This window comes from Knoellia aerolata DSM 18566 (genome assembly GCF_000768695.1).
Lineage (GTDB): Bacteria > Actinomycetota > Actinomycetes > Actinomycetales > Dermatophilaceae > Knoellia > Knoellia aerolata.
Map to the genome: position 1 here is coordinate 17,212 of NZ_AVPL01000028.1, position 26,414 is coordinate 43,625.

Here is a 26,414-nt window from a genome sequence, read left to right on the forward strand (position 1 = left end):
CATGCCCCTGACCCGTGACCAGATGGCGGCCCGAGCGGCCAGCGAGCTCACCGACGGCTCCTACGTCAACCTCGGCATCGGCCTCCCCACGCTCGTGCCCAACCACGTCCCGGACGACGTCGAGATCGTCCTCCAGTCCGAGAACGGCATCCTCGGTGTCGGCGCCTACCCCGCCGAGGACGCCGTCGACCCCGACCTCATCAACGCCGGCAAGGAGACCGTGACGACCCGGCGTGGCGCCAGCTACTTCGACAGCGCCACGAGCTTCGGGATGATCCGCGGCGGCAAGGTCGATGCCGCGATCCTCGGTGCCATGCAGGTCTCGCGCGCCGGCGACATCGCGAACTGGATGATCCCCGGCAAGATGGTCAAGGGCATGGGCGGCGCGATGGACCTCGTCCACGGCGCCAAGAAGGTCATCGTCCTCATGGAGCACGTCGCCAAGGACGGCAGCCACAAGATCGTCGACGAGTGCGACCTCCCGATCACCGGGCTCGGCGTGGTCCAGCGGATCATCACCGACCTCGCGGTCATCGACGTCACCGCCGACGGGCTCGTGGTGCGCGAGCTCGCCCCCGACGTGACCGAGGACGAGCTGCGCGAAAAGACCGGCCCGGAGCTGACCTTCGCTTTGGCCCGACCCTGACCCGACTATGGCGCGTCAGCCCCCGTAGGGGGTCAGGTCCTGCCAGGCCAGCGCCGTCTCGGCACTCTGGGCAACCCATCGGATGACGGCGCGGTCCGCGGTGCTCGCCGCGACGCGAACCGTGCCGGCTGCATCCTTGACGACCAGGTCGACCAGGGCGTCACCGGTGACGTCTCCCACCGCGGTCACGATCGCACCGCTCGGGGCCTGGAAGTTCAGTTGCGGCCCATTGGCCAGGAGTCCCGTACCTGAGTTCGCGTAGACGATCGGAACGCCCCGCGTGGTCACGCCCATGAGGTCGGAGTCTCCGTCACGGTCCCAGTCGCCCACGCCCACGAGTGAGGCCACCCCGTTCCACCGGTTGCCGATCACCCGAGGTGCCAGGAAGCCACCTCGGCCGTTGCCCGGGTAGACGCGCAGCTCGGAGTCCACCTTGGTCGCGGCGACGATGTCCGGATGGCGGTCACCGGTGAGGTCGCCGACCGTCGTCATGATGCGCATCGTGTTCCATCCGTTGCCGACACGCACCGGCGGCTTGAAGCCACCCGCGCCGTCGCCGGCATACAGGTTGAGGTCTCCACTGCTCACGACGCGTCCGAGCACGTCGACTGCACCGTCTCCGTCCCAGTCACCCGCAATCCTCAACTGGTCGAGCCCGGCGGGGTCGAGGGTCGTCTTGGTCCGGGGATCCTGCAGGGCACCGGTCTCGTCCGCCGTGGCGAGCGCCAGCCTCCCCTGCCCATCACGGGCGAGCACGTCGTTGCCCCCACCGTTGTCGGCGTCGCGCCTCACCGTCAACGCGGGCGAGTTCGGCGTCGCAGCGCTCGTCGCCGACGTGATCGCCGGGATGCGTGCATACAGCGCGGCGCCGGGGCACTCGGTGCCCGTGTTGTCGCGGTGGCCCGAGATCGACCGCTGCGTCTCGCCGCCGAGGTTGACCGTCCAGTCAGGGTCGAGCTGGTGCAGCCTTGCCTTCCACGCGAACAGGTCGCGGTATGCCGTCGTCACCGCTGCCGGGACGGTGGTTCCACTGCGGCTGAAGTCACCGATCGCTGCGGCCGCGGTCGTCCACGAGTTCACCCCCGGGCTGTGAGCGCCCACCACCGGGCGGTCCGCACCGCCGTGCCGGCCCTCCCACACGCGGCCGAACCGGTCGATGAGGAAGTTGTAGCCGATGTCGTTCCAGCCGTTCTTGACCACGTGGTACTGGTAGATCGCGCGAATGAGCGCCGGGACGTCGTCGGCGGCGTAGGTGTTGGCGTTCACCGTGTGGTGCACGACCTCACCCTTGACTGCGCCGTACGACGGTCCGCCCCTGCGCAGCGACTCGTCCGCCCCCCATGCGGCCCGCGAACGGATGGCTGGCGCTGAGGTCCCGACGGACTCGACTGCTGCTGCGGCCGCAGCGGAGCGCAGGGTCGAAGCGGACGGGACCGGCTGGCGGAAGGCCTGCATGCCGCGCGCCACCGAAGCGCCGAGGATCCGGAACTCCACTGATCCGGGATCGGTGGTCAGCACGGGGTCGGAGGCCCGTCGGCTGCTGCGCGACTCGGCCGTCCCCGGATCGGGGCCGTGCTCCTCGACGGGCAGCTCGCTCCACGCCGAGGCCGAGCCGCCGCGCGGGGTGAACCGCCACTGGACCAGTACTGGTCCGGCCTGGCCGGACCACTCGACACCCAGTGCGGTGGCGCCGTCCTCCACGGTCAACGGGGCAGTGGCGGCCGCCACCGTCGGCTCCACGTCGTGGCCCGTCGCCGCCCGCCTGTCCGCGCTGTCGATCCTCGTCAGGTCAGGGCGTGTCACGCGAACAAAGGGCGCGGTCTCGGCGCCTGCCTCACCGGCAGAGACGGCGGACGGCGAGGACCGGGCGAGGGTCGCTCCGTGCGCGCCCCCGCCCGACCCGAGTGCAACGGCACCCACGAGCACGGAGAGACAGAGGGTCAGTGTCGCAGAGCGTGGAGACACGGGGCAGCCTTTCGTGGTGATGGATCGACGGTCACACTAGTCACTTTGGGCACAATTGGATAGCCTGATCGAGCTATAGCGCCTGACCAACATGGGGGCGGCGGGCGTCGACGTGCCGCGAAGCCCTGTGCGACACTCTGCTTTCGTGACCGCCGACACCCGCCGCAGCGCGCCCCTGCACGGCAGCACTGGCCACGACGCCTCCACTGCCTGGATCTCCTGGCTCCGGGTCGTGGCCATCGCGGGGGTGGTCACGATCCACACCGTGGGCGGGACCGCGTCGATGCCCGGGGCCCGCGAGACCGTGCGGGGACAGGCCGCCATACTCTTGGACATCGGCGCCATCTTCGCCGTTCCGGTGTTCGTCATGATCAGTGGCGCGCTCGTACTGGACCCGACGCGGTACCGCGGGGCGCAGGCGTTCCTCCGACGCCGGATCTGGCGCATCGTCGTCCCCCTCGTCGTGTGGCACCTCTGGTACTACGTGCTCATCGTGGTGGTCATGGACGTGCCCATGACGCCGAAGGCAGCCCTCGTCGCCGCCATCAACGGCAACCTCTACAGCGCGCTCTACTTCTTCTGGATCGTCCTCGGACTGTCTCTCATCGCGCCGGTCCTCATCCCGTTCATCGCCGACAGCGGGGCGAAGGGTGCCCTGGTCGCTGGCCTCGGCTTCGCTGCCATCCCTGTCGTCACGATCGCGACGATGCGGCTCCGCGGCGTCTCGACGGTGCTCACGGACCTGGCCTGGACGTGGTGGCTGCCCTACCTGGGATTCTTCCTGCTGGGCTGGGCGTGCCGGGGAGCCCTCCTCCACGGCTGGTCCCTGGCAGTCGTGGGCCTGGGGTCCACGGCTCTGGGGTTCACCCTCGCGTGGCAATGGCGCAATCCCGAGGCGCCGTCGTGGCTGCAGACGATCTCACCCGTGAGCTACTACTCGCTCTCGGTGCTGCTCTACTCGACCGGCGTCTTCGTGACCGCGCACTCCCTGGTCCGCCCGGCGGCCTGCTCTCGGCGCTCACGGGGCCGCGCGCGGCGGCGGTGGGACGGAAGCTCGGGGACGCCACTCTCGGCGTCTTCGCCCTTCACCTGACGGTCCTCTACGTCGTCCTCGAGCTCCCGTGGATCGGAGGCACCGCGGTGAGCCCGACGGGTGCCGAGATGCTCGCCCGGGTCCTCGTCGTGTTCGTCGCGACCTATGCCGTGGTCCTGGTCCTGCGCCGAGTTCCTGTCGTCAGAGCACTGCTGTGACGAGCCTCGGCTTCCCGGCGCATCGCTGATACCTTGACCGTCACGCGGTGCCAACCGTGTCCCACACCTGAGTCCGGAGTCACGATGCCGTCTCTGCGCTGCGCCTTCGTCGCCACCATGCTGTTCGCTGTCCCTGCGCTCGTCGGTGCAGCATCGCCTGCGTCAGCCGAACCGGTCGTACCCAGTGCCCCCCCGTCGGGCAACTCGGTCACGTCGAACCGTGCGCCGGCGCTCGCCCGCCACGACGCTCCGTCGCCGGGGGGACCCGCCCTTCGAGGGGCCATGTCCGAACGGGCCGCGACCACCCCTGAGCTCGCAAGCTACTGCCCGACCGGCATGGTGCCCGGCACGCTGATTGCCCTGGAGAGTTTCGAGACGGCCCTGCCATACCCCGCCGACTCCTACGGGTTCGGACGCACCACGAGCGGGGGTGCGACCTATGGCAGCTGGAACGCTTCGTCCAACATCAGCGCGGGATACCGGATTCTGACCTATCTCAACTCCACCCACGTCGCCGTCCCTTCGGGGTCGACCCTTGGCCTCTCCTTCTCGTACATGGGCACCGGAGACGACACCACCGGATTCGCGGTGAACAACTCGGGAGGCACTCTGGTTCCCTCGTCGACGTGGCGGCGGGTGGCGCTCAACGTGACGTCCGAGGCCAAGACCAACGCCGGGTACCTCGACGTCTTCTTCTTCAACGACACGACCGGCAACGCCGCGGCCTCCTCGTCGCTGCGCATCGACGAGGTCCGCGTCTACACCTGCGTCGCCGGTGGGTCGGTCCGCGGGGACTGGAACGGGGATCGTCGCACCGACGTCATGGCGATCCACTCCTCGGGCGACCTCTGGATGTATCCCGGCACGGGCACCGGCACGGTGACGTCGGGCCGGCGGATCGGTCCCGGCTGGGGGACCTTCCGGTGGGCCGGCTCCCCCGGCGACGTCGACAGCAACGGCAGGAGCGACCTTCTGGGCATCGACTCCGCCGGCACGCTCTACCTCTACTCCGGCGCCGGAGATGCGCGCTTCGCCACCCGGCGGGTCATCGGCAACGGCTGGAACATCTTCAGCGCACTCGTCACACCTGGTGACATGACCGGCGACGGGCGCCCCGACCTGCTCGGACTTGACGCAGGTGGTCAGCTGCAGCAGTACGCCTTCGCCGCGAACGGCTCGCTCCGCAAGGTCCGGACGGTGGGCACGGGCTTCGACACCATGACCCACATCACCGGGACAGGCGACCTCAACGGCGACCGGATCGGTGACGTCGTGGCCGTCAGGGTGTCTGACGGCTGCATGTTCTCCTACCTCGGGACCGCGACGACGCTGCGCAACCACCGCCAGGTCGGGTGTGGATGGGACACGATGAACCTGGTATCGAGCCCGGGTGACCTCACCGGGGACGGGTTCGGTGACCTCGTAAGCCGCACGGTCGCGGGCGACCTGAAGATGTACCGCGGCGTGAGCGGTGGAGGCGTGGCAGGGGGGACAGTCATCGGCACCGGCTGGGGCGCGATGAAGTTCATCTTCTGAGCCGGGAGCCCAGGAGTCCGATCAGCGGCCGTGAAGGCCGAACAGCTCCCGCATGACGGTCGCCGAACGGCGGCCGTCATGCCACGCCCGCACGTACTCCACTCCCGCCGCCGCCGTCCCACGTGCCGCCGCGCGGTCGTCGGCGACCCGGCGTACGACGTCCGCCACATCGTCCGGTGTGGCCTCGAGGACGGGAAGCTCCTCGGGGCACAGGGCCCGGACCTCGGGCATCACGTGGCTGACGACGACTCGACCCGCCGCCATGGCCTCGGCGGCCGCGACTCCGTAGATCCCGATGGACAGCTGGTCGACCACGATGTCGGCCCCTGCGATGCAGTCCGGCATTTCCGAAGGGGGCACGTTCTCGAGCCGCTGGTAGTCGATCAGGCCTTCGGCGACCAACGGTGCGAGAGCGGCATCGACGTGGTCCGAGCCCTTCAGGCTCGCCCGGCTCGGCGCGTGAACGACTCGGGGACGCGCCCGCTCGAGCAGTGGCGCGCGCGTCCCCCAGCGACCGAGGTCGACGACGACCGGCACCCACGTAGCGGAGGGCAGGTCGAGCAGGAGGTCGGGGGTGGAGACGCCCACTGGACCATCGAACCGTGCGATGAGCGGAAAGAGGTGGTCGCGCTGCTGCTGGAGGCGCCGAGTCAGGGCCTCACGTGGGTCGCGGAAGGGTGACCACCGTGTGCGGAGTGCGTTGTCCCGAGGGTTGCGCAGCTCTGATCCGTGAAACAGCAGGCCCACCTCGACTCCGAGCGAACGCAGGGTGCGTGCGTCCCCGGTGAAGTCGCGGCCGTTGCGAAGCCCGAACAGGGGGCGGCCTGCCTCGATCAGTGCATGCGTCCAGGTGTCCAGGGCATCGGACTCGAGCGCGGCAGCCCACTCGGCGTCTCCCGCGAACTGCTTCTGCGGCACGACAGTGTCGGCCGGGTACATCAAAGGCGAGCCGCGGTCGATGCAGATGACACGAGTGCTCAGTCCGGGGATGGTGCGCTCAAGCGCCTTGGCCCATTCCCAGCCTTGACCCGCCATGTTGGCCGGACCGATGCCGACGACCGACGGGCGCTCGGGGTGAGCCACGGTCGTCTCGACCACCTCGTCGAGACGGGTGGTCGTCGCGGGCTCACTCACCCTCTCCCCCCCGAACAGGTCCCGGTAGACCTGTCGGAGGCTGCGCTGCTGGACGGACCATGCATAGGGACGCAGCAGGTCCGGGGTCTGCCCGATGAGAGCGCGCACCTCGTCCCGTCGCACCAGCAGCTGCCGCGCCTGCTCGGTGAACGACGCCACGTCCCCGGCCAGGTGCACGGCCCCGACGCGGTGCTCGACCACGAAGTCCCGCTGTGCGGGGCAGTCGCTCACGAGAACCGGTAGGCCGGCGTAGAGGTACTCGAAGAGCTTGTTGGCGAGGGCGACGTCGTGGCTGCCGAAGCGACGCAGTGGAAGGAGACCGATGTCGGCCGACGCGACGAAGCCAGTCACCTCGTGTGGGCGCACGGGCTCGAGCAGATGGACTCGGTCCTCGCAGCCGAGCTTTCGGGCCTGGGCCGCCAGCTGTTGCGCGACGACGGTGTGCGGCCCGGGGACGCAGACGACGGCGAGGTGCACGCCGGGGAGATCGGGGAGGGCCGCGACCACGGTGTCGATCCCCCGGGCGTGGGTCACCGCTCCGCTGTAGACCATGAGTGGGACGTTCGCGGCGAGACGAAGGGTCTCGCGCACGCCGGTCGACTCGGGTAAGGGGCCGGTCAGCTCGGGTGAGTTCATCACGACGGTCGGTCGTGAGCTGAGTCGGTGGTCGCGACGCAGTCGTTCGGCGAGCGGCTCGGTCACGGTGACCACAGCACCCGCGTCGCCGATGAACTCGCGCTCAAGGTCGAGGTATGCCGCTCGACGTCGTCTGGTCCGCGAGCCGTAGAGTGACAGCCCGGCCACGTACTCGTGGGCGTCGTAGACCCAGTCCGCCTTCCGCCCGTCCCTGCGCCGACGGGCGACCGCGTGGCTCGCCACCCCGACGAGCTGCACGTCGTGGGCGTGGATCACGTCCCAGTCGAGGCGGTCGATCGCCGGCGCCATCCCCAGCTCGTAGTCGTCGATCTCCGGCAGCTCGGAGCGCCAGGAGGCGGCGACCGGCGTTCGATGCACCGCTGCGTCCACCACCTTCCAGACGAACCGTTCGGCGTGCCCGAGCCGCCGGTCGATCTCGACCAGGGACCGGACCCCTTGGTGTCGGGCGTCGAGCAGGCGTTCCCGCAACCGCGCGCTCCTGCCTTCGTCGAGGGCCAGCTCCCGCCGCCGGAGGCCGTCACGGAGGTCATGGCGGGCGCGCTCGGCGGGGTTCAGCTCAAGTGAGAGCCTCGGTCGGCGCCGACGGAGGCGGGCGTCGTCGCGCGCCTCCTTGAGCGTCCATGGCACCGGCACCCGGACGACCCTCAACGGGCCCAGCGTGGACTCCTCGCGTCGCGAGCTGGTGCTGCGACCGAGCAGGGTGACCTCGAGGCCGGCGTCGGTGAGGGCCAGGCCGGACTTGAGCACCCGGGTGTCGTGACTGATGTCGTTCGCGACAATCATCAGGACACGACCGGCGCGGTCGCCGGCCCCGAACCCCGCGGTCATCAGGCCGGGGCGACGTCCGCCGGGGCCACACCCACCGTACGGTGGGTCACGCCCGGCCAGTCCGTGGCCGAGGTCATCCGGCGGCCGTCGACGAGCGTCTTGATGCCCGGTAGGTCCGCCGGTGTGAGGTCGCGGTACTCGGCGTGGTCGGCCTGGATGACGGCCGCGTCGATCGGCTCACCGAGGTGGTATGCCGTGAACCCGAGGACGTCGAGCTCGTCGTCCGTGTAGAGCGGGTCGTGCACGACGACGTCGGCGCCGAGCTCCTTGAGCGAGCTCACCGTGGCGTAGACGCCCGAGAACGCGGTCTCCTTCACTCCGCCGCGGTACGCCGCTCCGAGGACGACCACCTTGGCGCCCCCGAGGTCCCCGTGCGCGCCTTCGAGCAGGTTGGTCGTGTACGCCGGCATCGCGGCGTTCGCGGCCCGTGCCGCGCTCACCACGGTCGCCGCCGGGTCGGTGTGGAGGTAGAGACGTGGGTAGACCGGGATGCAGTGGCCACCGACGGCGATGCCCGGCCGGTGGATGTGGCTGTACGGCTGGCTGTTGCTCGCGTCGATCACCTGGAAGACGTCGATGCCCTGGGTTGCGGCGAACTGCGCGAACTGGTTGGCCAGGCCGATGTTGACGTCGCGATACGTCGTTTCGGCCAGCTTGGCGAGCTCCGAGGCCTCGGCGGAGCCGAGGTCCCACACGCCGTTCGGACGCTCGAGGTCGGGACGGTGGTCGAAGTCCAGAACGGCCTCATAGAACTCTCGGGCCTTCGCGGCGCCGACCTCGGAGAGGCCGCCGATGAGCTTGGGGTACTTGCGCAGGTCCTCGAAAATGCGGCCGGTGAGGACTCGCTCGGGGCTGAAGACGAGGTGGAAGTCCGTTCCCTCGACGAGACCGGATCCTTCCTCGATCATCGGTCGCCAGCGATTGCGCGTGGTGCCCACCGGCAGCGTGGTCTCGTAGGAGACGAGCGTTCCTGGAGTGAGGTGCTTTGCCAGCTCGCGGGTGGCACCATCCATCCAGCCGAAGTCGGGCTTGCCGTCGTCGTCCACGAAGAGGGGCACGACGAGGACGATCGCATCGGCGCCCGCGACCGCGTCGGCGTAGTCGGTGGTGGCCCGCAGGCGCCCGGCCGGCACGAGCTCGGTCAGCCTCTCCTGCAGGTGCGCCTCTCCCGGGAACGGCTCACGCCCCTCGTTGACCGACTGGACGGTTCGGGCGTTGACGTCCACCCCGACCACGTCGTGACCCTTGGAGGCGAACTGGACAGCCAACGGAAGGCCGATCTTGCCCAGCGCGATCACACAAATCTTCACTCGTCAGTCCTCGGTTCGGGGGCAAGAGCAGTGTTCAGCATACGGCGTGGCTCGGGGCAGCACCTCGCCCGCGGCAGTGGTCGGGGGCGGGTGCTCCTGTGAAATACTGCGAGCCACCGTAGCCCGTCGGGTGTCGGACTCACACCACCCAACGGGGTTCACTGCAAGGAGTGGTCTTGGGAGCCAGCGCTCAGCCTCGGCGGATCGCCCGCGCCGTCAAGCGACGGCTCCCTCGACCGGTCAAAGCAGCGGCCAAGAAGGGCGTCAACGCACTGACCGCGGGCCCTGTCGCCGTGCGCGAGGAGGTTCGCAAGGCCAAGGAGGCCAAGGCGTTGCGTGCCGAGTTCTGCGGCAGCGAGCTCCCGCCCCGAGCCCAGGCTCCGGTCCGGGTGCTCGTGGCACCGGCCAACTTCGCCGGTCAGGGCGAGCAGTGGGCCGAGTCGGCCCGGCGCTTCATCCCAGGGGTCGCGGCGCACTCCTTCGCCGTGCTCAACGGCAAGTTCGACTTCCCCGTCAGCTACTCCGCGAGCCGCAACCAGGCGGCCACCGAGGCGTGGCAGCGCGCCCATTTCGACCACGTCGTCCGGACCTACACCCACGTGCTCATCGAGGCCGAACGGCCCCTGTTCGGCTCGCTGTTCGGCCCGGAGGCCTCGACGGAGATCGGTCCGCTACGCGAGCATGGCCTCCGGGTCGGGCTGATCGCGCATGGCAGTGACGTGCGTATCCCCAGCCACCACGCAGAGCTGTACGAGTGGTCCCCGTTCCGCGAGACGGACTGGGAGATCGTCCCCACCCTCCAGTACAACGCGACGCGCAATGCCGCACTCCTCAACGGGTTCGACGGACCGGTGCTCGTCTCGACGCCCGACCTCCTCGACGACGTCCCCGGTGCGCGATGGTGTCCCGTGGTCGTCGACGCGGCACGCTGGCACAGCGCCACGGAGCCCATGCGTCGCGCTCGTCCGATCGTGGCCCACGCGCCGAGCAGCTCACGGATGAAGGGCTCGGATCTCATCGACCCGGTGGTGCAACGGCTCGCCGACGAGGGCCTGGTCGACTATCGGCGCATCCACGACGTGCCGCCCTCGAAGATGCCCGAGGTGTACCGGACGGCCGACATCGTGCTCGACCAGTTCCGGCTCGGCAGCTACGGGGTGGCCGCGTGCGAAGGGATGGCGGCTTCCCGCATCGTGGTCGGGCACGTCGCACCGTCGGTGCGTCGGCGGGTGTTCATGGCCACCGGCCTGGAGCTGCCGATCGTCGAGGCGACCCCTGACTCGTTGGAGGAGGTGCTCCGCGACCTGGTGCGAGCGCCGGACGACGCGGCCGCGACGGCCAGGGCTGCGCGCGACTTCGTCGTCGCCGTCCACTCCGGTCGACTGTCGGCCGACGCCCTCACTCCGCTCCTGGCGCAGGTGTGACATGACGGACAACGCCGGAAACACGCCCACGTACCCCCGTTCGCAGGATCTGATCGCCGTCGCCGGCTGGTCGGCGGACACCCCCGAGCTCGCCGAGCTCGACCCTTCCACCCACGCCGGCTCGGGACCGAGGGTCGTGATGCTCGCCGGCAACAACATCACCATCGACGCGAGGGTGCTCAAGGCGATGACGACGGTGTCGCAGTTCGGGATGGACGTCGTGGCCGTCGGACTGCGGGGCCGCGGTGACGCACCCGAGGAACACGTTGGCTCGGTCACGATCCGACGAGTGCTGCCCCGCAACCGCGTCGGTCGCGCAGGGCTCCGTGGACGCCTCGGAAGGGCTGGCACCGGCGCTCGTGAGGTCGCCTCTGCACTATCGCCGTTCTTCCTCCGTGACGATGACCGGCGAGCGGCCCTGAGCCGCTGGGAGCTGGAGTCCCGGGCCCTGCGTGCCGATCGCGGGGCCGACGCCCGCGCCGCGATGCGCAGCGAGGACCATCTCCCGCCCCGACTCTCCACTGCCGAGAAGCTCGCTCGCGCGGCACGCTGGCGCCGCCTACGCCTGCGGCGCCGGCTGCTCGACCTTCAGTCAGCCGGGCTGCGGGTGAAGCGGCGGGATCGCCGCGTCCGAGGGGACGGTGTCGGGGCGCGACGCACGCGACAGCTCTCGGCCTACCGTCGGCTGCCGGCGCTGGCCCGCTGGGAGGAGGTCCTTCCGGAGATCCTCGACCAGGAGCTCGCAGTCGGGCCCGTCCTGGACGCGCTCGAGCCCGACGTCATCCACGTTCACGACGTGTTCATGCTCGGCATCGGCGTGCACGCGGCCCAGCGCGCCGCCCTGGCCGGTCGCGACGTCAAGGTCATCTACGACGCTCACGAGTTCATCCCGGGAGTCCCCGTCGTCGCACCGCGCAAGCTCGCGGCATATGCGGCCCTCGAACGGGAGTTCATCCACTCGGCCGACCACGTCATCACCGTCTCCCCCTCGCTGGCGGCCCTCCTCGTCGCCGAGCATGGACTTCACCGGACCCCGTCCGTCGTCCTCAACGCACCGGTCGAGGACCGCGGAGAGCTCAACGTCATCGGGGTTCGCGAGGTCTGCGGCCTCGGACCCGACGTCCCGCTTCTCGTCTATGGCGGCGGCGTCCACGAGGCTCGCGGCGTGCACACCGCCGTGGAGGCCCTCGCCGACCTCCCGGGCGTTCACCTGGTCGTCGTCGTCAAGCGGCGCAGCTACGTCACCCAGGACCTCGACGAACGGGCCAAGCGGATCGGGGCCTCGGACCGCCTGCACTTCGCGCCCTTCGTGCCGTTCGCGCTCGTGCCCAGATACCTGTCCTCCGCCACCATCGGGCTCAGCCCGCTGCTGCGGGCGGTCAACCACGACGTCGCGATCACCAACAAGTTCTGCGAGTACCTCAACGCCGGGCTGCCCATTGTCACGAGCGACACACCGGAGCAGGCCGCACTGGTGGAGGATCTCGACCTCGGCGCGGTGCACCGCGCTGACGACCCGGCGGACCTCGCCCGGGCCGTTACCGATGTTCTGGGGCGTGTGGAGCAGCTGCGGACCCGGATCAGCTCCGACAGCGCACTCCAGACGCGTTTCTCGTGGCGCGTCCAGGCCGAGTTGCTCCGCGAGGTCTATGCCACGCTGCTAGGGGACCTGCCTCCCCAGGCCTGGGAGCCCGGGGCCACCGAAGTCAACGAGCTGCTGGTCAGGGGATGAACGTGGACAACACTTCGCGACACCTCGTCGTGGTCGTCAACAACGACGTCACCGGCGACTCGCGGGTCCTCAAGACCGCGATCAGCGCCGCCCGCACCGGGTGGCAGGTGACCCTCCTGGGACGAAGCAGCGGCCGCCGGCGCGAGGAGTCGCGCCTGGGCCCCATCCGCGTCATCCGTGTCCCCCTGCTGCGGACGCTCCACGACCGCTACGAGGCGACCCGGCGCGCCCGGTGGGCCACGGAGGCGCTGCCCTCACGCCTCTCCGCGGTGCTGGAGACAGCCGACGCCGCGGCGGCGCGGCTGCCGAGGGGCCGGACCCACGCCACGCGGGTTCTCGTCTCGGCCCGGCGTCATGCGAACGTCCCGCCGCCGGACCTGCGTCGCCCCGTCCTGCCCGAAGTGTCCGTCGACGAGATCGAGTGGCGGCGTGATTGGCCGGTGTTGACCGACTGGTGGCTGTCGTTCGGCCCCGAGCTCGTGCGCCTCGCACCCGATGTCATCCACGCCAACGACGTCCAGATGCTCATGGTGGTCGCCCGGGCCGCGTCGGACCTGCGGCTCGCCGGCCACACCGTGTCGTGGCTCTACGACGCACACGAGCTCGTGGCAGAGGTGAACTGGGGCGGCCCTGAGGTGTCGGCCGCCTACCGCCAGCTCGAGCGCGAGTACATCGGCCGGGCCGACGCTGTCGTCACGGTGAGCCAGTCGATCGCCGAGCGGATGCGTGACGAGTATGCCCTTGACCGGGTGCCGGAGGTCGTCGCCAACGCGCCAGTCGCGCAGGCCCCCCACTCCGAGCACTCCATCCGTTCGGTCTGCGGCCTGAGTTCCGGCACACCGCTCATGGTCTACTCCGGCTACATCTCGCCCGAACGCGGGGTCGACGTGGCGATCGATTCGCTCCCCCACCTTCACGGGGTGCACCTTGCGATCGTCGCCAACAAGGTCAACCCCACTCTCGCCGCCCTTCTCGAGCGGGCCGAGCGGCTCGGTGTCCACGACCGTGTGCACATCGCCCCCTATGTGTCGCCGTTCGCCGTTCCCACCTACCTGTCCAGCGCCGACCTCGGGCTCACGCCGCACCACCCGGACCCGAACCACCAGTCGTCGCTGCCCACGAAGTTCGCCGAGTACCTCCACGCCCGCCTGCCCATCGTGGCGAGCCGGATGCGGACGACGGCCGAGTTCATCGAGCGGACCGGCGTCGGGGCGGTGTTCGATCCCAGCGACCCGGTTGACTTCGCGCGCGCCGCCACGGAGGTGCTCGAGAACGCCGACGCGATGCGGGGCGCGATCTCCGAGGGGCTCCTCGACGAGCTTTCCTGGGAGCGTCAGGCGCGGGTTCTCGAGGCCACCTACGAGCGCATCTCCGGAATCTCCCCAGAAACGCCCGCGGAGGTCATGGGCTGGGACGCCGAGGAGGTTGTCCTCCCGAGCGCCCGGTGACCAGGCCTCAAGGCCGCTTGGGACCCCAGCGATCCAGGAGCCGGCGCCCGGCTCCGACGGCGTCGTCACGGATGGCCGAGGCCAGGCGGGCGGCGCGGTAGCCGGGGCTTCTGCGCTCCACGAGGACGAGGGCACGTTCGAGCCGGCCGACCTCTGCGCGAGCCTGCGTGACGGCCTTACTCTCGGCGGCCAGCTCACCGCGCATCTGCTCCACCTGGGCCTGCAGCCGTCGCTCCTCCTCTGCCGCCACCCGAAGCCGCCGCTCGAGCTCAGCGCGCATGGCTCGCGCCACCACCGCCTCGACGACGAGCTCGTTGTCGCGACGCAGGCTCGCGTCGGGTCCGGACGTGGGGAACGGTTCGCCGAGGACGTGGCTGCGCAGGGGAACCTCGAGGTCGCGGGTCACCACCACAGCTGCCCTGGCCCCCGAGCTCGACATCGAATGCACCGCGAGGGCTCGAAGCCGACCCTCACCCAGCGTCCGAAGCACGGCGCCCAACGGCAGCGAGGTCAGCGCGGTGTCGAGGACCAGGACGCCGATCCCGTGGTCTCCGAGCAACTCCGCCAGCACGGTCAGCGCGCCGGTCTCGGACCCCGAGGCCGCCCGGTGGACTACGACAGCGGAGGCCGTGCGGGCGGCCGGCACCGGCTGCGCACCGGGGACACGGGCAACCAAGGCCATGGCTTCCGCCGTCGCGAAGACGGGGCGCGCGTCCGGTGCGTGACTCGAGACGATGTCGACGAGATCCATCAGGCCACCCTCACAGCAACGTGCATGATCGACGGGTCGGTGCGGAAGTCGTTGCGGACGCTCCGGCGCATTTCGAAACCACACCCGGACAGCAGGTCGCGGTACTGGTTCGTGGGGCGGGTCTTCTGGTACTCGGCCCAGACCCTGGCCACGTCCGCGTCATGGTCGACCAGGCCGATGAGGCCACCGAGCCGCACGAGCGAGGCGAGGTTCTCGACGCTGCTCGCCCACTCGTCGTCATCCATGAGGTGGTAGAGCACATCGATGCTCAGCACGGCGTCGTAGAGGTGCGACGGTTGCCAGTCCACGAGGGCGCTCATCTCGTAGCTTTCGCTCGGTCCGGCCAGCTCTCGGCACACGTCGATGGCGTAGGTGCTCGTGTCGATGCCATCGACGGTGTGCCCGAACGACCCCAGCGTCCGTGCGAAGAGGCCCTGCCCACAGCCAGCGTCGAGCACCCGCAACGGGGCGACGACGTCGTTCGCGGCGCCAAGGACCTCGACCAGACGAGCAGATCGGACCGCATACAGCATCGCGTTCGTCCCCCTGTCGAAGCCGATGTGCCCGCCCGCGGCAAGGTTGTCCTGGCGGCGATGGCGGCGGTCCCAGTACGCCCGGGAGTCGGTCGGGCTAAGCGTGGGCACGTCGGGGCCGCTCGATGGGCTGTCGGGCACGGGCGCGCCCCCTGACGTGTGCACGGTGTCGGACGGGCCACACGCTAGCCTAAGAACCCGCTCGCCGACATCCGCTGCGAGCACCCCACCGGAAGGCCCCATGCGAGTCCTGTCCATCGTCGGCGCGCGCCCCCAGTTCGTGAAACTGTCGCCCATCGCACACGCCCTCGCGGCCGCCGGTCACGACCACGTCATCGTCCACACCGGCCAGCACTACGACGCCAAGATGTCGGACGTCTTCTTCACCGACCTGGGCATCCCCACCCCCGACGTCCACCTCGGCGTCGGCTCCGGCTCGCACGGGGTGCAGACCGGCTCGATGCTCACCCAGCTCGACGCCGTCATCGAGGAGCACGACCCGGACTGGGTGCTCGTCTACGGCGACACCAACAGCACCATCGCCGGGGCGCTCTCGGCCGTGAAGCTGCACTACCCGCTGGCCCACCTCGAGGCGGGGCTGCGCTCGTTCAACCGGCGCATGCCCGAGGAGCACAACCGGGTCCTCACCGACCACGCCGCCGACCTGTGCCTGGCGCCGACCGAGGTCGCCATGCGCCACCTCGCCGACGAGGGGCTCGCCGAGCGCGCCGTCCTCACCGGTGACGTCATGACCGACGTCTGCCTGCGGGTCGCCTCCGAGTCCGACGGCCGTCCCCTGCCGTTCGCCTCGGAGGTCGGCGACGACTTCATCCTCGCGACGATCCACCGTGCCGAGAACACCGACGACCCGGTCCGCCTGCGCGCCATCGTCGAGGGCCTCGCCGGGCTGTCCCGCCCCGTCGTCCTCACGGCGCACCCGCGGCTCGTCGCGAAGGCCAAGCAGCAGGGGCTCGACCTCACGGGCGGCTCGCTGCACACCGTCGACCCGGTCGAGTACCCGACGATGGTCGCCGCGGTGCGGGCGGCCGCGCACGTCGTCACCGACTCCGGTGGGCTGCAGAAGGAGGCGTTCCTCCTGCGCACGCCGTGCACGACGGTGCGCACGGAGACCGAGTGGACCGAGACGGTCGACCTCGGCTGGAACGTCCTTGCGCTCGACCTCGACGGGCTCGGCGCGCTCGTCGAGCGCCCGGCGCCCGCACCGACCGACGCCACGCCGTACGGCGACGGTCACGCGGCCGAGGCCACCGTCGCCACCCTCGCGGAGCGGGCCCGGCCGCGCGCCTGAACCGCTAGAGCGTGACGGTCTGGCCCGTCCTCGCCGACTCGATGCACGCCTCGGCGACACGCACGGTCTGCAGGCCCTGGGTCATCGTGACGATGTCGGCGTCCTTGCCGAGGACCGCGTCGCGGAACTGCTCGTGCTCGACGCGCAGCGGCTCCGGCTTGGCGATCGCGTAGCGGACGACGTCGCCCTCCGAGACGCCGCGGAAGTTCGCGATGTCGTCCCACGTCGTCTGCACCTCGCCGTTGGCGTAGAAGGTGAGGTCCGCGGTGAGGGTGTCGGCGACGTAGGCCCCCTTGGTGCCCGTGATGATCGTGACCCGTTCCTTGAGCGGGGACAGCCAGTTGACGAGGTGGTTGGTCACGACACCGTTGGACAGCTGACCGGTGACCGCAACGAGGTCCTCGAACTCACGACCGCTCTTGTATGCCGTCCGCGCGGCGACCGCGGTGAACGTCTGCTGCGTGACCCACGCCGTGAGGTCGATGTCGTGGGTGCCGAGGTCCTTGACGACGCCGACGTCGGCGATCCGGGCCGGGAACGGGCCCTGGCGACGGGTCGAGACCTGGTAGACGTCACCGAGGTCCCCGGCCTCGAGGCGGCGACGCGCCTCCTGCAGGGCCGGGTTGTAGCGCTCGATGTGCCCGACGGCGCCGACGAGCCCCCTGGCCTCGAACGCCTCCGCGACCTTTGTCGCGGCCGGGGTGTCCTGGGCCAGCGGCTTCTCGATGATGGCGTGGACCCCGGCCTCGGCCAGGGCGAGACCGACGGCCTCGTGGTAGATGGTCGGGACCGCGACCATGCAGTAGTCGATGCCCTGCTCGATGAGCTGCTCGACGCTCTCGAGGACGGGGCGGCCGCCGGCGACGCCGTGGACGTCACCCCCGGGGTCGGCGACGGCGACGAGGTCCACACCCGGGAGGCTCGCGAGGACGCGGCCGTGGTGGCGCCCCATCATGCCGAGGCCGATGAGGCCCGCACGCAGGTTCGCCATCAGGCACCGGCCTTGGCGAGCGCATTGACGGCCTCGACGATGCGCTCGAGGTCACCCTGGCTCAGGCTCGGGTGCACCGGGAGCGAGAGGCACTCGGCGGCGGCCTTCATCGTCTCGGGCAGGTCCGCGTCGTTCGCCGTGCCGGCGAAGGGCTTGAGCTGGTGGTTGGGCACCGGGTAGAACATCCCGGAGCCGACGTTGTACTGCTCCTTGAGGGCGGCGGCGAAGCCGTCGCGGCCCTCGGGGATGCGCACCGTGTATTGGTGGTAAACGTGCACGGCGCCCTCGGCGACCGGCGGCGTCGTGACGCCCTCGAGGTTGGCGGTGAGGAAGGCCGCGTTGTCCTGGCGGGCCTTGGTCCAGGCGCCCACCTTGGTCAGCTGGACGCGACCGATGGCGGCGTGGATGTCGGTCATGCGGGTGTTGAAGCCCACGACCTCGTTGTGGTACTGCTTCTCCATGCCCTGGTTGCGGTAGAGGCGCATGAGGCGCTCGACCTCGGCGTCGGCCACCGAGACCATGCCGCCCTCACCGGAGGTCATGTTCTTCGTCGGGTACAGCGAGAACATCGCGAAGGTGCCGAACGCGCCGACGGGGGTGCCGCCGAGCGAGGCGCCGTGTGCCTGGGCCGCGTCCTCGTAGACCTGCAGGCCGTGCTTGTCGGCGATGGCCATGATCTGGTTCATCTTCGCCGGGTGGCCGTAGAGGTGGACCGGCATGATCCCGACGGTGCGCTCGGTGATCGCGGCCTCGATGGCGGCGGGCGAGATGCAGAAGTCGTCGGCGTCGATGTCGGCGAAGACGGGGACGGCACCGGTGAGGGCGACCGAGTTGCACGTGGCAGCGAAGGTGAAGGACGGGACGATGACCTCGTCACCGGCCTTGACGCCGCTCGAGAGCAGGCCGAGGTGCTGGCCGCTCGTGCCGGAGTTGACCGCGACGCAGGCGCGACCGAGGTTGAAGTGCTCGGAGAACTCCTCCTCGAACGCCTTGACCTCGGGGCCCTGGGCCAGCATGCCGCTGCGCAGGACGCGGTCGACGGCGGCGCGCTCCTCGTCACCGATGAGGGGCTTGGCCGGGGGGATGAACTCGTTCACTTCGGGGCCTCCGTCAGGCTCTCGTGGTCTTCGATGTAGGTCTCGCCGGTCTTGGGGCAGACCCACGTGTTCGGCGCGTCTCCGGCCTCGAGGGGGACGCCGGCGCGGCCGACCCACCTTATCCGCCGGGCGGGGACCCCGGCGACGAGGGCGAAGTCGGGGACGTCCTTGGTGACGACCGACCCGGCGGCGACGAGCGCCCAGCGCCCGATCGTCACCGGCGCGACGCACACGGACCGGGCGCCGATGGAGGAGCCGGTGCGACACGTGACCCCGACGGCCTCCCAGTCGTCACCGCGCTTGAGGGTGCCGTCGGGCTCGACGGCCCGCGGGAAGTAGTCGTTGGTGAAGACGACGGCCGGCCCGACGAAGACGCCGTCCTCGAGGACGGCCGGCTCGTAGACAAGGGCGTAGTTCTGCAGCTTGCAGTTGTCGCCCATCCGTACGCCGGTGCCGACGTAGGCGCCGCGACCGACGATGCAGTTCTCGCCGAGGACGGCCTGCTCGCGCACCTGCGCGAGGTGCCACACCGAGGTGCCGTCGCCGAGGTGGGCGTCGGGTGAGACGTCCGCACTGTCCACGACTCGTATCGCCATGCCGGACCTTTCCTGGTTGTCGCCCCGCCGCGCCCGATGGCCGGCGAGGCCACCCTAGTCGAGCCTGCGTGACGCCCGTTCGACTAACCTCGGTCTCCCGGCCTCGCCAACGCGTCGGCCTGCATGCCGCGAGAGGAGGAGGAGCCATCAGCTTCACCGAACGTCGACCGCATGTCCTGTACGTGGCCTGGGGGTTCCCACCCAGCCGCAGCGGCGGCGTCTACCGCGCCCTCGCCACAGCACGCGCCTTCGCCGACGACGGCTGGGCCGTCACCGTCCTCACGGCCACGCGGGAGACGTTTGAGAAGTACACAGGCTCCGATCCCTCCCTCGAGGAGCTGATCGACGACCGCATCGATGTCGTCCGCGTGCCCTTCGACTGGCCCGCCCTTGACACGGACATCCGACAGTGGAGTCCGGTGCGGGCGTTCCTCCCTCGGGTGTGGTGGCAGTGGCGCAGGCGGCGTGACGTCAAGGACTTCCCCGAGGTCGGGTACGGCCCGTGGCGACGACGACTCGAGCGTGCCGCAGCGAGCGTCCACGCCGCGCGACCGGTCGATCTCGTCGTCGCCTCGGCCAACCCCAATGTCGATTTCATGGCCGCCGACCACCTGCACCGGACCCAAGGCGTGCCCTACGTCATGGACTACCGAGACGCGTGGTCCCTCGACGTCTTCAACGGGCGCGAGGTCCATCCGCGCGAGTCCCGCGTCGGACGGCTCGAGTCCGCCCTCGTCACCAGCGCCACCGAGGTGTGGTTCGTCAACGAGCCGATCCACGCCTGGCACGCGGAACGTTATCCCGATGCGCGCGAGCGGATGCACGTCGTCGCCAACGGCTACGACTCCGACTTCGCGCCACACCCACGCCTGGAATCCCGCGAGCGGGACGCTCCCCTCACCTTCGGCTACATCGGGACCGTGAGCGCGAAGGTCCCGATCAGCGAGTTCGTCGACGGTTGGGTCCGGGCCCGATCACGGAGCGCCCGACTCCACGGGGCCTCTGCCCAGATCTGGGGCTATCTCGGGTTCTACGCCGCCCCGAACCCAGCTCTGCTCGATGTCATCGAGAGCCACGCGGACTCGGGCCTGTCGTACGCCGGTCCGCTCCCCAAGCAGCACGTGGCCTCCGTCTACGAGACCTTCGATTGCCTGCTCCTCATCCTTGGAGCCGGCCGCTATGTGACGAGCGGCAAGGTCTTCGAGTACCTCGCGAGCGCGCTCCCCATCGTCTCGGTGCACGACCCGGGCAACGCCGTCGGCAGGATCCTCGCGGGGTATCCCCTGTGGTTTCCCGTCACCGACCTGTCCGCGGAGTCGGTGGCCCGAGTCCTGGAGGCGGCAGCCGCCGCGGCCCGTGAGGCGACCCCCGCCGAGCGCGCAGCCTGCCGGGACTTCGCACGGGACTACTCGCGGGACAGGCAGCTCGTCCCCAGGGTGCACCGGCTGCGTGAGCACGTGACGGGCGGGGGTGACCCAACGTGAAGGTCGTCCTCCTCTCGTCGTTGCGCTCCGCACCACCCACGGCTGGCGCGTCCGAGCTCGGACTGAACGACGAGGACGAGCTCGTGGTCGTCCGCCAGTCCGGCGGCGCCCGGACGCGTGGGCGGGCGCGGGCGACGCCAGCACCCGTCCCCGCCGGAGGTCTGGTGTCGCGGCCGGCCGCGCCCGCGTCGCGATCGGCCGCTCAGCGGGTGCGCAGGGCGGTGCGTGCAGTCTCACCCGGGGTCTCAGCCCTGAGGTTCGCGCGCGAGGTGCTCGGCCCGGGCCCGAGGGCTGCTCTCGATGGGGCCGACCTCGTCGTGGCGGCCGACGCCGACACCCACCTCGCAGCGTGGCTCGTGGCCCGACGCCTGCCGCGCTCCTGTGCAGTCGTGGCCGGCACCTCGGCTGGCGCCCGCATCGTGGCGCAGGTTCACGCCCGGGGGACGGAACCCGGAGTCAGCGAGCCAGCTTCCTGAGGCTCTCTCCGAGGACTGCGTAGGGCTTGGGCGGAAGTTCCCGCTTGACCCAGCTCCGGGCCGCGCTCCGGTGCTCGTCGACGACATCGGGGTGAGCGGCCCAGTCGCGGAGCACCTCGGCGACCCGCGCCGGATCGGCCTCGACGACGGCTCCCGCCCCGCTCGCCCGGACGAGCTCGGCCTGTCGCGGCAGGTCGGACACGATGACGGCGAGCCCAGCCGAGAGGTACTCGGAGAGCTTGCTCGGGAGTGCGTCAACGAAGGCGGGGGTTCGGTCGAGCAGGGCGAGCCCGCACCACGCACCCCGGGCGTGCTCCCACGCCTCGCGCGGGGGTTTGCGACCGACGAGACGCACTCTGGCCGCCAGCTCAGGATCCCCGAGGCGCACGTCCAGCTCCTCTCGGTCAGCCGCGGCCACAGGACCCACGATGTCGAGGCGCCAGCCTGGTGCCAGCCTGACCGCCTCAACCATGGTGAACAGGCCGCGGCTGGACCGGACGTCTCCGACGTAGATGGCTCGAGGTTCTGGTGAGCGATCAGTGGGACCGGGCAGCATCTCGACGTCGGGGCGGTTGGTCACGACCAAACGGTGCCGGGCTTCGACGGGCGGGACGTGGTGGTCGGCGACGACCACGAGGTCGGCACGGGCGGCGACGGCGGTGGCCACGCGGACGAGCGCGCCACCGAGGGTTCCTTTCCACCCTTGGGCCCAGGCCCGATCTCGCAGCAGCGCGAGGTAGTCCTCGTGGACGTCGGCCACGAAGCGGCGCCTCCGCACCCGGGCGACCACCGAGCAGGCGACCAACGAGTCGGGGTCGAGGGCCACCAGCACCGAGCCCCGGGCGGCGCGTGCGTACCGGAGCGCGGTCATGACACGACCGGCCATACTGCCTCGGGCGACCGTGTGGACACGGACGCCGGGCGGACCGTCGCACACGTCACCGAGGCCGAGGACCTCGACCTCGAGGTCGGCGGCACGGGCCGCCGAGACGAGGCGGTGAAGCCGGGCATCGGCGACGTCGTGACCACTCGTGACGAAGCTGACGTCGACCGTCCGCGTCACAGGTCCTCGAGGATGACCGCCGACTCCCCGACGTTGACGAAGTCCGCATAGGCCGCGGTGACTTCCTCGGGAGTGCCTCGCATCATGAGGGTGCCCTTGTGAAGCCAGATCGCGTCGTTGCACAGCTGCTTGATCGACGCCAGCGAGTGGCTGACGAGGAAGAAGGCCCGCGCACTCTCGCGAAGCTCACCCATCTTCTCGGCCGCCTTGGTCTTGAAGGTGGCGTCACCGGCCGACAGCGCCTCGTCGATCATGAGGATGTCAGGGTCCATGTGGACCGCGACCGAGAAGGCGAGGCGGCTGTACATGCCGGAGGAGTAGGTGCGCATGGGTGCGTCGATGAACTCCTCGAGCCCAGCAAAAGCCGTCACCTCCTCGGCGCGAGCCACGACCTGGGCACGGGACAGACCACTCGCCAGGCCGCCCAGGATGATGTTCTCGCGACCCGAGAGCATGGGGTTGAAACCGACGCCGAGGGAGAGCAGCGGGCTGATTCGCCCGTTGACCTCGATCCGACCTTCGGTGGGCGGGAGGATGCCCGCAAGTGCTCGCATGAGGGTCGACTTGCCGGCACCGTTGTTTCCAATGATCCCGAGGGCGGTTCCGTCCGGGACGTCGAACGTGACGTTCTTGAGCGCCTCAACCTCACGGACGGCACGCTGCCCACGGCCGAAGCGGGTGATGGCGTTCTTGAACGTGGGAACTCGCTCGAAGGTCGTGCGGTAGGTGACCGACAGGTTCTCGACCTTTACGGAAAGACCCTTGGTCGGGACGGACTCAGAGGCGGACAGCGAACTCACGCTCCCTTGACATGAAGAACAACGACCCGATGGCAAAGACCCCGAAGGCCCATACGGTGGCCGTCGCGAACGTCGTGAAGGACGGAATGTCCCCGTTGACGAGACACTGGGTGAATCCGCCCAGCAGCGAGTGCAACGGGTTCACGAACTCGAGAACGGTGATGACCTTCTCGAAGCGGGGCGGAATGGTCTCGATGGACCAGAGGACGGGCGATGCGTAGAGCCAGATGCGGGTGAGGTACGGCAGGAAGCTCGTGGTGTCCCGGAAGTAGACCTGGAGGGTGGCGAACAGCGCCGCGAGGCCGAGTGCGAAGACGACGAGAAGGAAGAGGAAGAACACCGCAATGAAGACGGCCCAGTGAAAACCGAGCCCGGCGATGACGTGGAAGATGAGATAGACCGGCAGCGTGGGCAAGAACCTGAAGAACGCTGTCCGGATGGCCGAGAAGGGCATGAGGAGTCTCGGGAACGCCGTGTTGAGCAGGAGCTTGCCGCCGCCGACGACGGAGGACGCGCCCGTGCCCATGGAGCCCGAGATGAAGTAGAAGGTGAACAGGCCGGCGGTGAGCTGTGCGAAGAACTCCCAGCCGTGCCGTCCACCGGACAGCACCTGCACGAGCAGGAAGTACACGCCCGAGAGGAGAAGGGGGTTGAGGACGAGCCATACCTGGCCGAACAGGGTCAGGGTGTTGGCCGCCCGGAGGCTGGCGCGCGACATCTCCGTTGCGAACTCGCGGCGGCGCCAGAGCTCTCGGGCATAGTTGGCGAGCGGAGGGATCCCGGCCTTGTGCGGCACGTAGACGTGGTGAGTGGTCGTGAACTCGTTCTCACGCTCACTGTCCACGACCTGTTTGTCGGTGCTCATCGTCCTCGCTCTCTCGGTCGGAGCGGCAGCGCCCCTCGACCCAGCGAGTGTAGTGGAGTCTCACCCCGGACCGAGAACCCTGAGGTGCGCGGCGAGCAGCGCGTCGCCGTCCGCGGACCACGACAGGGACGGCCGCGCCGCCGCCACGGCGCGGACGAACCGCGGGTACTCCTCGACGAGCCGGTCGATCGCGCGGACGAGGCCGTCCGCGTCGCCGGGCGCGTAGAGGGTGCCGAGGTCGTGGGCCCGCACGAGGGCGCCGAGGTCGCCGACGTCGGTCGCGACGACGGGGAGCCCCAGGCTCACGGCGTGGAAGAGCTTGTTGGGCATCGCGAGGCGGTGGTTGAGCCAGGCGTCGCTGTGGGTGACGAGGGCGGCGCCGGCGCGGCGCAGCCGCTCGTCGAGCGCGGGGAGCGGCTCGGCGGGCAGCACCTCCACCCGTCCGGGGTCGAACGTGCGCAGCCATTCGTCGTCGCCGGGGCCGACGACGGTGATCGGGAGCGCGCAGCGCCGGCTCGCGTCCGCGATGACCTCGAGCTCCCGGTATGCCGCGAGCCGGCCCCCGTAGACCAGTCCCGTCGGGGGGCCGGTCACCGTCGACGCCGGTGCGACGTCGTCGCGCAGCGGGAACGTGTTGCGCACGACGGTGACCTCCGGCCAGTCGGGATGGTCCGCGCGCAGCGCGTCCGCGACGCCGTCGCCGACGGTGACCACCGCGGCCGCATCGAGGGCGAGGCGGTGCTCCTCGAGCCGCTCGCGACGTCGCAGGAGCGGGGCCGGGCGCCCCTCGACCGGCCGCCCCACCCAGTACTCGTGGGTGTCGTAGACGAACGGCACTCCCCAGCTGTCGGCGAGGGTGTGGCCCGCCCCGAGGGCGGTGAAGTCGTGGACGTGGACGACGTCCGGCACGAGCCCGGTGGCACCCGACCACTCGAAGGCGCGGTCCGTGGCCTCGCGCTGCCACGCGAGGTAGCGACGCCGGACATGGAGCGGCAGGAGGAGCCAGCGGCCGGCGCGCTCGGGCCGCGACAGGCGCCGCGAGCGGGTCGCCGCCTGCGGGGCCCGGCCCGCGCCCTCGACGGTGATGCCCCGCGGGGGCACGAAGTCCTCGGGGACGGCACGCCCGATGATGTGCACCCGCGCACCCGCGGCGACGAGGGTGGCGGCCTCGCGCAGGACCCGGGTGTCGGTGGCGACGCCGGTCCAGACGAGCATGAGGACCGTTCGCCCCGAGAGGCCGGCTCCGGGCGGGGGTGGCATCAGGCGCTCCCCCGCCCCAGGGACCGCGGGCTCGTGAGGAAGCCGACCCCCCAGGACCAGTGCATCGTCGCCAGGGCCACGGGCGTGAGGGCCCGGGTCCGGGGTGGCTCGCCGCCGCTGATGGCCACGCCACCGACGACGACACCCACCGCGTAGGCCGTGGGAACGAGGAGCGCGGGCGGCCAGAAGAGACCCAGCAGGGTCGCGGCGGTCGTGCCGACCACCATGACGGGCGGGGCGAGGTAGCGGGCGTTGACGGTCTCCGGGTGCTCGCGGGCGACGACGCGCCGCCACCGGCCGTACTGGAAGTACTGCCGGGCCAGGGCCGTGACGCTGGAGCGCGGCCGGTAGGTCACCTCGAGGTCGGGTGTGAACCAGACGGTGCCGCCGCTCTGGCGCAGCCGCAGGTTGAGGTGCCAGTCCTGGGTGCGGGTGTAGCGCTCGTCGTAGCCGCCGACGCGCTCGAGGGCGCTGCGCCGGAACGCACCGAGGTAGACCGTGTCGACCGGTCCGGCGCCCCCACCGACGTGGAACGTGCCACCGCCGACGCCGATCCGGCTGCGCATCGCGCACGCGACGGCCCGCTCGAAGGCCGACCGGCCGACGGCCTTCATCAGCCCGCCCACGTTGTCGGCCCCGGTCTCGCGGAGGGTGCGCACCACCGTCGCGACGTAGTCGGAGGGGATCTCCGCGTGCCCGTCGACCCGGACGATGACGTCGTGGCGGGCCGCGCGGATCGCCGCGTTGAGGGCGGCCGGGGTGCGACCGGTCGGGTTGGCGACGGTGCGCACCCGGGCGTCGGAGGCCACGAGGTCGGCGGCGACCGCGTCGGTGCCGTCGGCCGACGGCCCGAGCGCGAGGACCACCTCGAGCTCGCCGGCATACGCCTGCGACAGCACCTGCGCCACCGCGTCACGCAAATGACGTCCCTCGTTGAGCACGGGGACGACCACGCTCACGGGAGGGGTCCCGACCGAGGCGTCGTCAGGGGGGGAGGGCTCGCTCATCGCGACGATCATCCCCCAGCGCCGCCGTGGACGACGCACACAGGGTCGGCGCGCCGTTTTGCGTCGGCGGCGGCCCGGAGCGGAGTATGGACGAATGCCCGAACGCCCGACCCGCGACGACGACGCCCGGCCGATCCCTCGGCAGGGACGTCCGCGCGCGCCTCGGCCCGACCTCGACGACGCCGACGGCGTCTTCACCGTCGACACCCGCGGCCGGCGACGCGCGCCGGCCGCCAGGCCCCCCCGCCGGG

General features: G+C 70.6%; 23 protein-coding genes. 10 read left to right on the forward strand and 13 right to left on the reverse strand.

Annotated elements, in window-relative coordinates:
- The first annotated feature begins 1 nt into the window (after position 1).
- Positions 2-646 (forward strand): CoA transferase subunit B, encoded by a 645-nt coding sequence (locus N801_RS11225; protein WP_035937744.1) that lies wholly within the window; start codon positions 2-4, stop codon positions 644-646.
- A 15-nt stretch (positions 647-661) separates the two neighbouring features.
- Here the strand turns inward: N801_RS11225 and N801_RS19765 are convergent, their stop codons facing one another.
- The gene (locus tag N801_RS19765; protein ID WP_211254719.1) at positions 662-2,374 is read right to left on the reverse strand and encodes an FG-GAP-like repeat-containing protein; all 1,713 of its coding nucleotides are present in this window, start codon (positions 2,372-2,374) and stop codon (positions 662-664) included.
- Positions 2,375-2,756: 382 nt separating this feature from the next.
- Here N801_RS19765 and N801_RS19770 point away from each other — a divergent pair, with 382 nt between their 5' ends.
- The 3 genes from N801_RS19770 (at position 2,757) to N801_RS19775 (ending at position 5,398) form a co-directional block, all read left to right on the forward strand.
- A complete protein-coding gene (locus N801_RS19770) occupies positions 2,757-3,704 on the forward strand; it encodes an acyltransferase (protein ID WP_052112879.1) in 948 nt (315 codons plus the stop codon).
- Positions 3,653-3,862 carry a hypothetical protein gene (locus tag N801_RS11240; RefSeq protein ID WP_035937747.1) on the forward strand — a complete coding sequence of 70 codons (210 nt, stop codon included), beginning with the start codon at positions 3,653-3,655 and terminating at the stop codon, positions 3,860-3,862. The genes N801_RS19770 and N801_RS11240 overlap by 52 nt, the downstream gene beginning before the upstream one ends.
- A gap of 282 nt (positions 3,863-4,144) precedes the next feature.
- On the forward strand, positions 4,145-5,398 hold the full coding sequence (locus N801_RS19775; protein WP_052112880.1) for an FG-GAP repeat domain-containing protein: 1,254 nt from the start codon (positions 4,145-4,147) through the stop codon (positions 5,396-5,398).
- Positions 5,399-5,419: 21 nt separating this feature from the next.
- On the opposite strand, the gene N801_RS11250 is transcribed toward N801_RS19775, so the two are convergent.
- Together N801_RS11250 and N801_RS11255 are read right to left on the reverse strand one after the other, a co-directional pair.
- Positions 5,420-7,972, reverse strand: coding sequence for a glycosyltransferase (locus N801_RS11250; protein ID WP_035937784.1), 2,553 nt, complete (start codon positions 7,970-7,972; stop codon positions 5,420-5,422).
- 44 nt (positions 7,973-8,016) lie between these two features.
- Positions 8,017-9,327 carry a nucleotide sugar dehydrogenase gene (locus N801_RS11255; protein WP_035937749.1) on the reverse strand — a complete coding sequence of 437 codons (1,311 nt, stop codon included), beginning with the start codon at positions 9,325-9,327 and terminating at the stop codon, positions 8,017-8,019.
- 176 nt (positions 9,328-9,503) lie between these two features.
- Between N801_RS11255 and N801_RS11260 the strand changes: the two genes are divergently transcribed.
- From N801_RS11260 to N801_RS11270, 3 genes are read left to right on the forward strand one after another with little or no spacing between them, the layout of a single operon-like run.
- A complete protein-coding gene (locus N801_RS11260) occupies positions 9,504-10,751 on the forward strand; it encodes a hypothetical protein (RefSeq protein ID WP_052112882.1) in 1,248 nt (415 codons plus the stop codon).
- A gap of 1 nt (position 10,752) precedes the next feature.
- Positions 10,753-12,483 (forward strand): glycosyltransferase family 4 protein, encoded by a 1,731-nt coding sequence (locus tag N801_RS11265; RefSeq protein ID WP_035937751.1) that lies wholly within the window; start codon positions 10,753-10,755, stop codon positions 12,481-12,483.
- Between the two features lie 2 nt (positions 12,484-12,485).
- Complete coding sequence (locus tag N801_RS11270) at positions 12,486-13,931, forward strand: glycosyltransferase family 4 protein (protein WP_169744254.1); 1,446 nt, start codon at positions 12,486-12,488, stop codon at positions 13,929-13,931.
- A 7-nt stretch (positions 13,932-13,938) separates the two neighbouring features.
- Here the strand turns inward: N801_RS11270 and N801_RS11275 are convergent, their stop codons facing one another.
- Both N801_RS11275 and N801_RS20240 read right to left on the reverse strand, forming a co-directional pair.
- Positions 13,939-14,682 carry a hypothetical protein gene (locus N801_RS11275; RefSeq protein WP_035937754.1) on the reverse strand — a complete coding sequence of 248 codons (744 nt, stop codon included), beginning with the start codon at positions 14,680-14,682 and terminating at the stop codon, positions 13,939-13,941.
- Positions 14,682-15,356: a class I SAM-dependent methyltransferase gene (locus tag N801_RS20240; RefSeq protein WP_169744255.1), complete on the reverse strand. Its 675-nt coding sequence runs from the start codon at positions 15,354-15,356 to the stop codon at positions 14,682-14,684. Before N801_RS20240 ends, N801_RS11275 begins: the two co-directional genes overlap by 1 nt.
- A 100-nt stretch (positions 15,357-15,456) precedes the next feature.
- Between N801_RS20240 and wecB the strand changes: the two genes are divergently transcribed.
- Positions 15,457-16,524: a non-hydrolyzing UDP-N-acetylglucosamine 2-epimerase gene (gene wecB / locus N801_RS11285; RefSeq protein WP_035937755.1), complete on the forward strand. Its 1,068-nt coding sequence runs from the start codon at positions 15,457-15,459 to the stop codon at positions 16,522-16,524.
- Between the two features lie 4 nt (positions 16,525-16,528).
- On the opposite strand, the gene N801_RS11290 is transcribed toward wecB, so the two are convergent.
- The 3 genes from N801_RS11290 to N801_RS11300 are packed head-to-tail and all read right to left on the reverse strand — an operon-like array spanning position 16,529 to position 19,208.
- Positions 16,529-17,515 (reverse strand): Gfo/Idh/MocA family protein, encoded by a 987-nt coding sequence (locus N801_RS11290; RefSeq protein WP_035937757.1) that lies wholly within the window; start codon positions 17,513-17,515, stop codon positions 16,529-16,531.
- On the reverse strand, positions 17,515-18,612 hold the full coding sequence (locus N801_RS11295) for a DegT/DnrJ/EryC1/StrS family aminotransferase (protein WP_035937759.1): 1,098 nt from the start codon (positions 18,610-18,612) through the stop codon (positions 17,515-17,517). The genes N801_RS11290 and N801_RS11295 overlap by 1 nt, the downstream gene beginning before the upstream one ends.
- The gene (locus N801_RS11300) at positions 18,609-19,208 is read right to left on the reverse strand and encodes an acyltransferase (RefSeq protein WP_035937761.1); all 600 of its coding nucleotides are present in this window, start codon (positions 19,206-19,208) and stop codon (positions 18,609-18,611) included. The genes N801_RS11295 and N801_RS11300 overlap by 4 nt, the downstream gene beginning before the upstream one ends.
- 182 nt (positions 19,209-19,390) lie before the next feature.
- Here N801_RS11300 and N801_RS11305 point away from each other — a divergent pair, with 182 nt between their 5' ends.
- The gene (locus N801_RS11305; RefSeq protein ID WP_245618400.1) at positions 19,391-20,692 is read left to right on the forward strand and encodes a glycosyltransferase family protein; all 1,302 of its coding nucleotides are present in this window, start codon (positions 19,391-19,393) and stop codon (positions 20,690-20,692) included.
- The gene (locus tag N801_RS21050; RefSeq protein WP_035937763.1) at positions 20,689-21,168 is read left to right on the forward strand and encodes a hypothetical protein; all 480 of its coding nucleotides are present in this window, start codon (positions 20,689-20,691) and stop codon (positions 21,166-21,168) included. Before N801_RS11305 ends, N801_RS21050 begins: the two co-directional genes overlap by 4 nt.
- Here the strand turns inward: N801_RS21050 and N801_RS11315 are convergent.
- From N801_RS11315 to N801_RS11335, 5 genes are read right to left on the reverse strand one after another with little or no spacing between them, the layout of a single operon-like run.
- Positions 21,149-22,231, reverse strand: coding sequence for a glycosyltransferase (locus tag N801_RS11315; protein ID WP_052112885.1), 1,083 nt, complete (start codon positions 22,229-22,231; stop codon positions 21,149-21,151). The two genes, N801_RS21050 and N801_RS11315, sit on opposite strands and share 20 nt — an antisense overlap.
- Positions 22,228-23,031, reverse strand: coding sequence for an ABC transporter ATP-binding protein (locus N801_RS11320; protein WP_052112886.1), 804 nt, complete (start codon positions 23,029-23,031; stop codon positions 22,228-22,230). Before N801_RS11320 ends, N801_RS11315 begins: the two co-directional genes overlap by 4 nt.
- A complete protein-coding gene (locus N801_RS11325) occupies positions 23,009-23,896 on the reverse strand; it encodes an ABC transporter permease (protein WP_052112887.1) in 888 nt (295 codons plus the stop codon). The genes N801_RS11320 and N801_RS11325 overlap by 23 nt, the downstream gene beginning before the upstream one ends.
- A gap of 60 nt (positions 23,897-23,956) precedes the next feature.
- A complete protein-coding gene (locus N801_RS11330) occupies positions 23,957-25,156 on the reverse strand; it encodes a glycosyltransferase (protein ID WP_052112888.1) in 1,200 nt (399 codons plus the stop codon).
- Positions 25,156-26,163 carry a glycosyltransferase family 2 protein gene (locus N801_RS11335; RefSeq protein WP_052112890.1) on the reverse strand — a complete coding sequence of 336 codons (1,008 nt, stop codon included), beginning with the start codon at positions 26,161-26,163 and terminating at the stop codon, positions 25,156-25,158. Before N801_RS11335 ends, N801_RS11330 begins: the two co-directional genes overlap by 1 nt.
- Positions 26,164-26,414 lie beyond the last annotated feature (251 nt).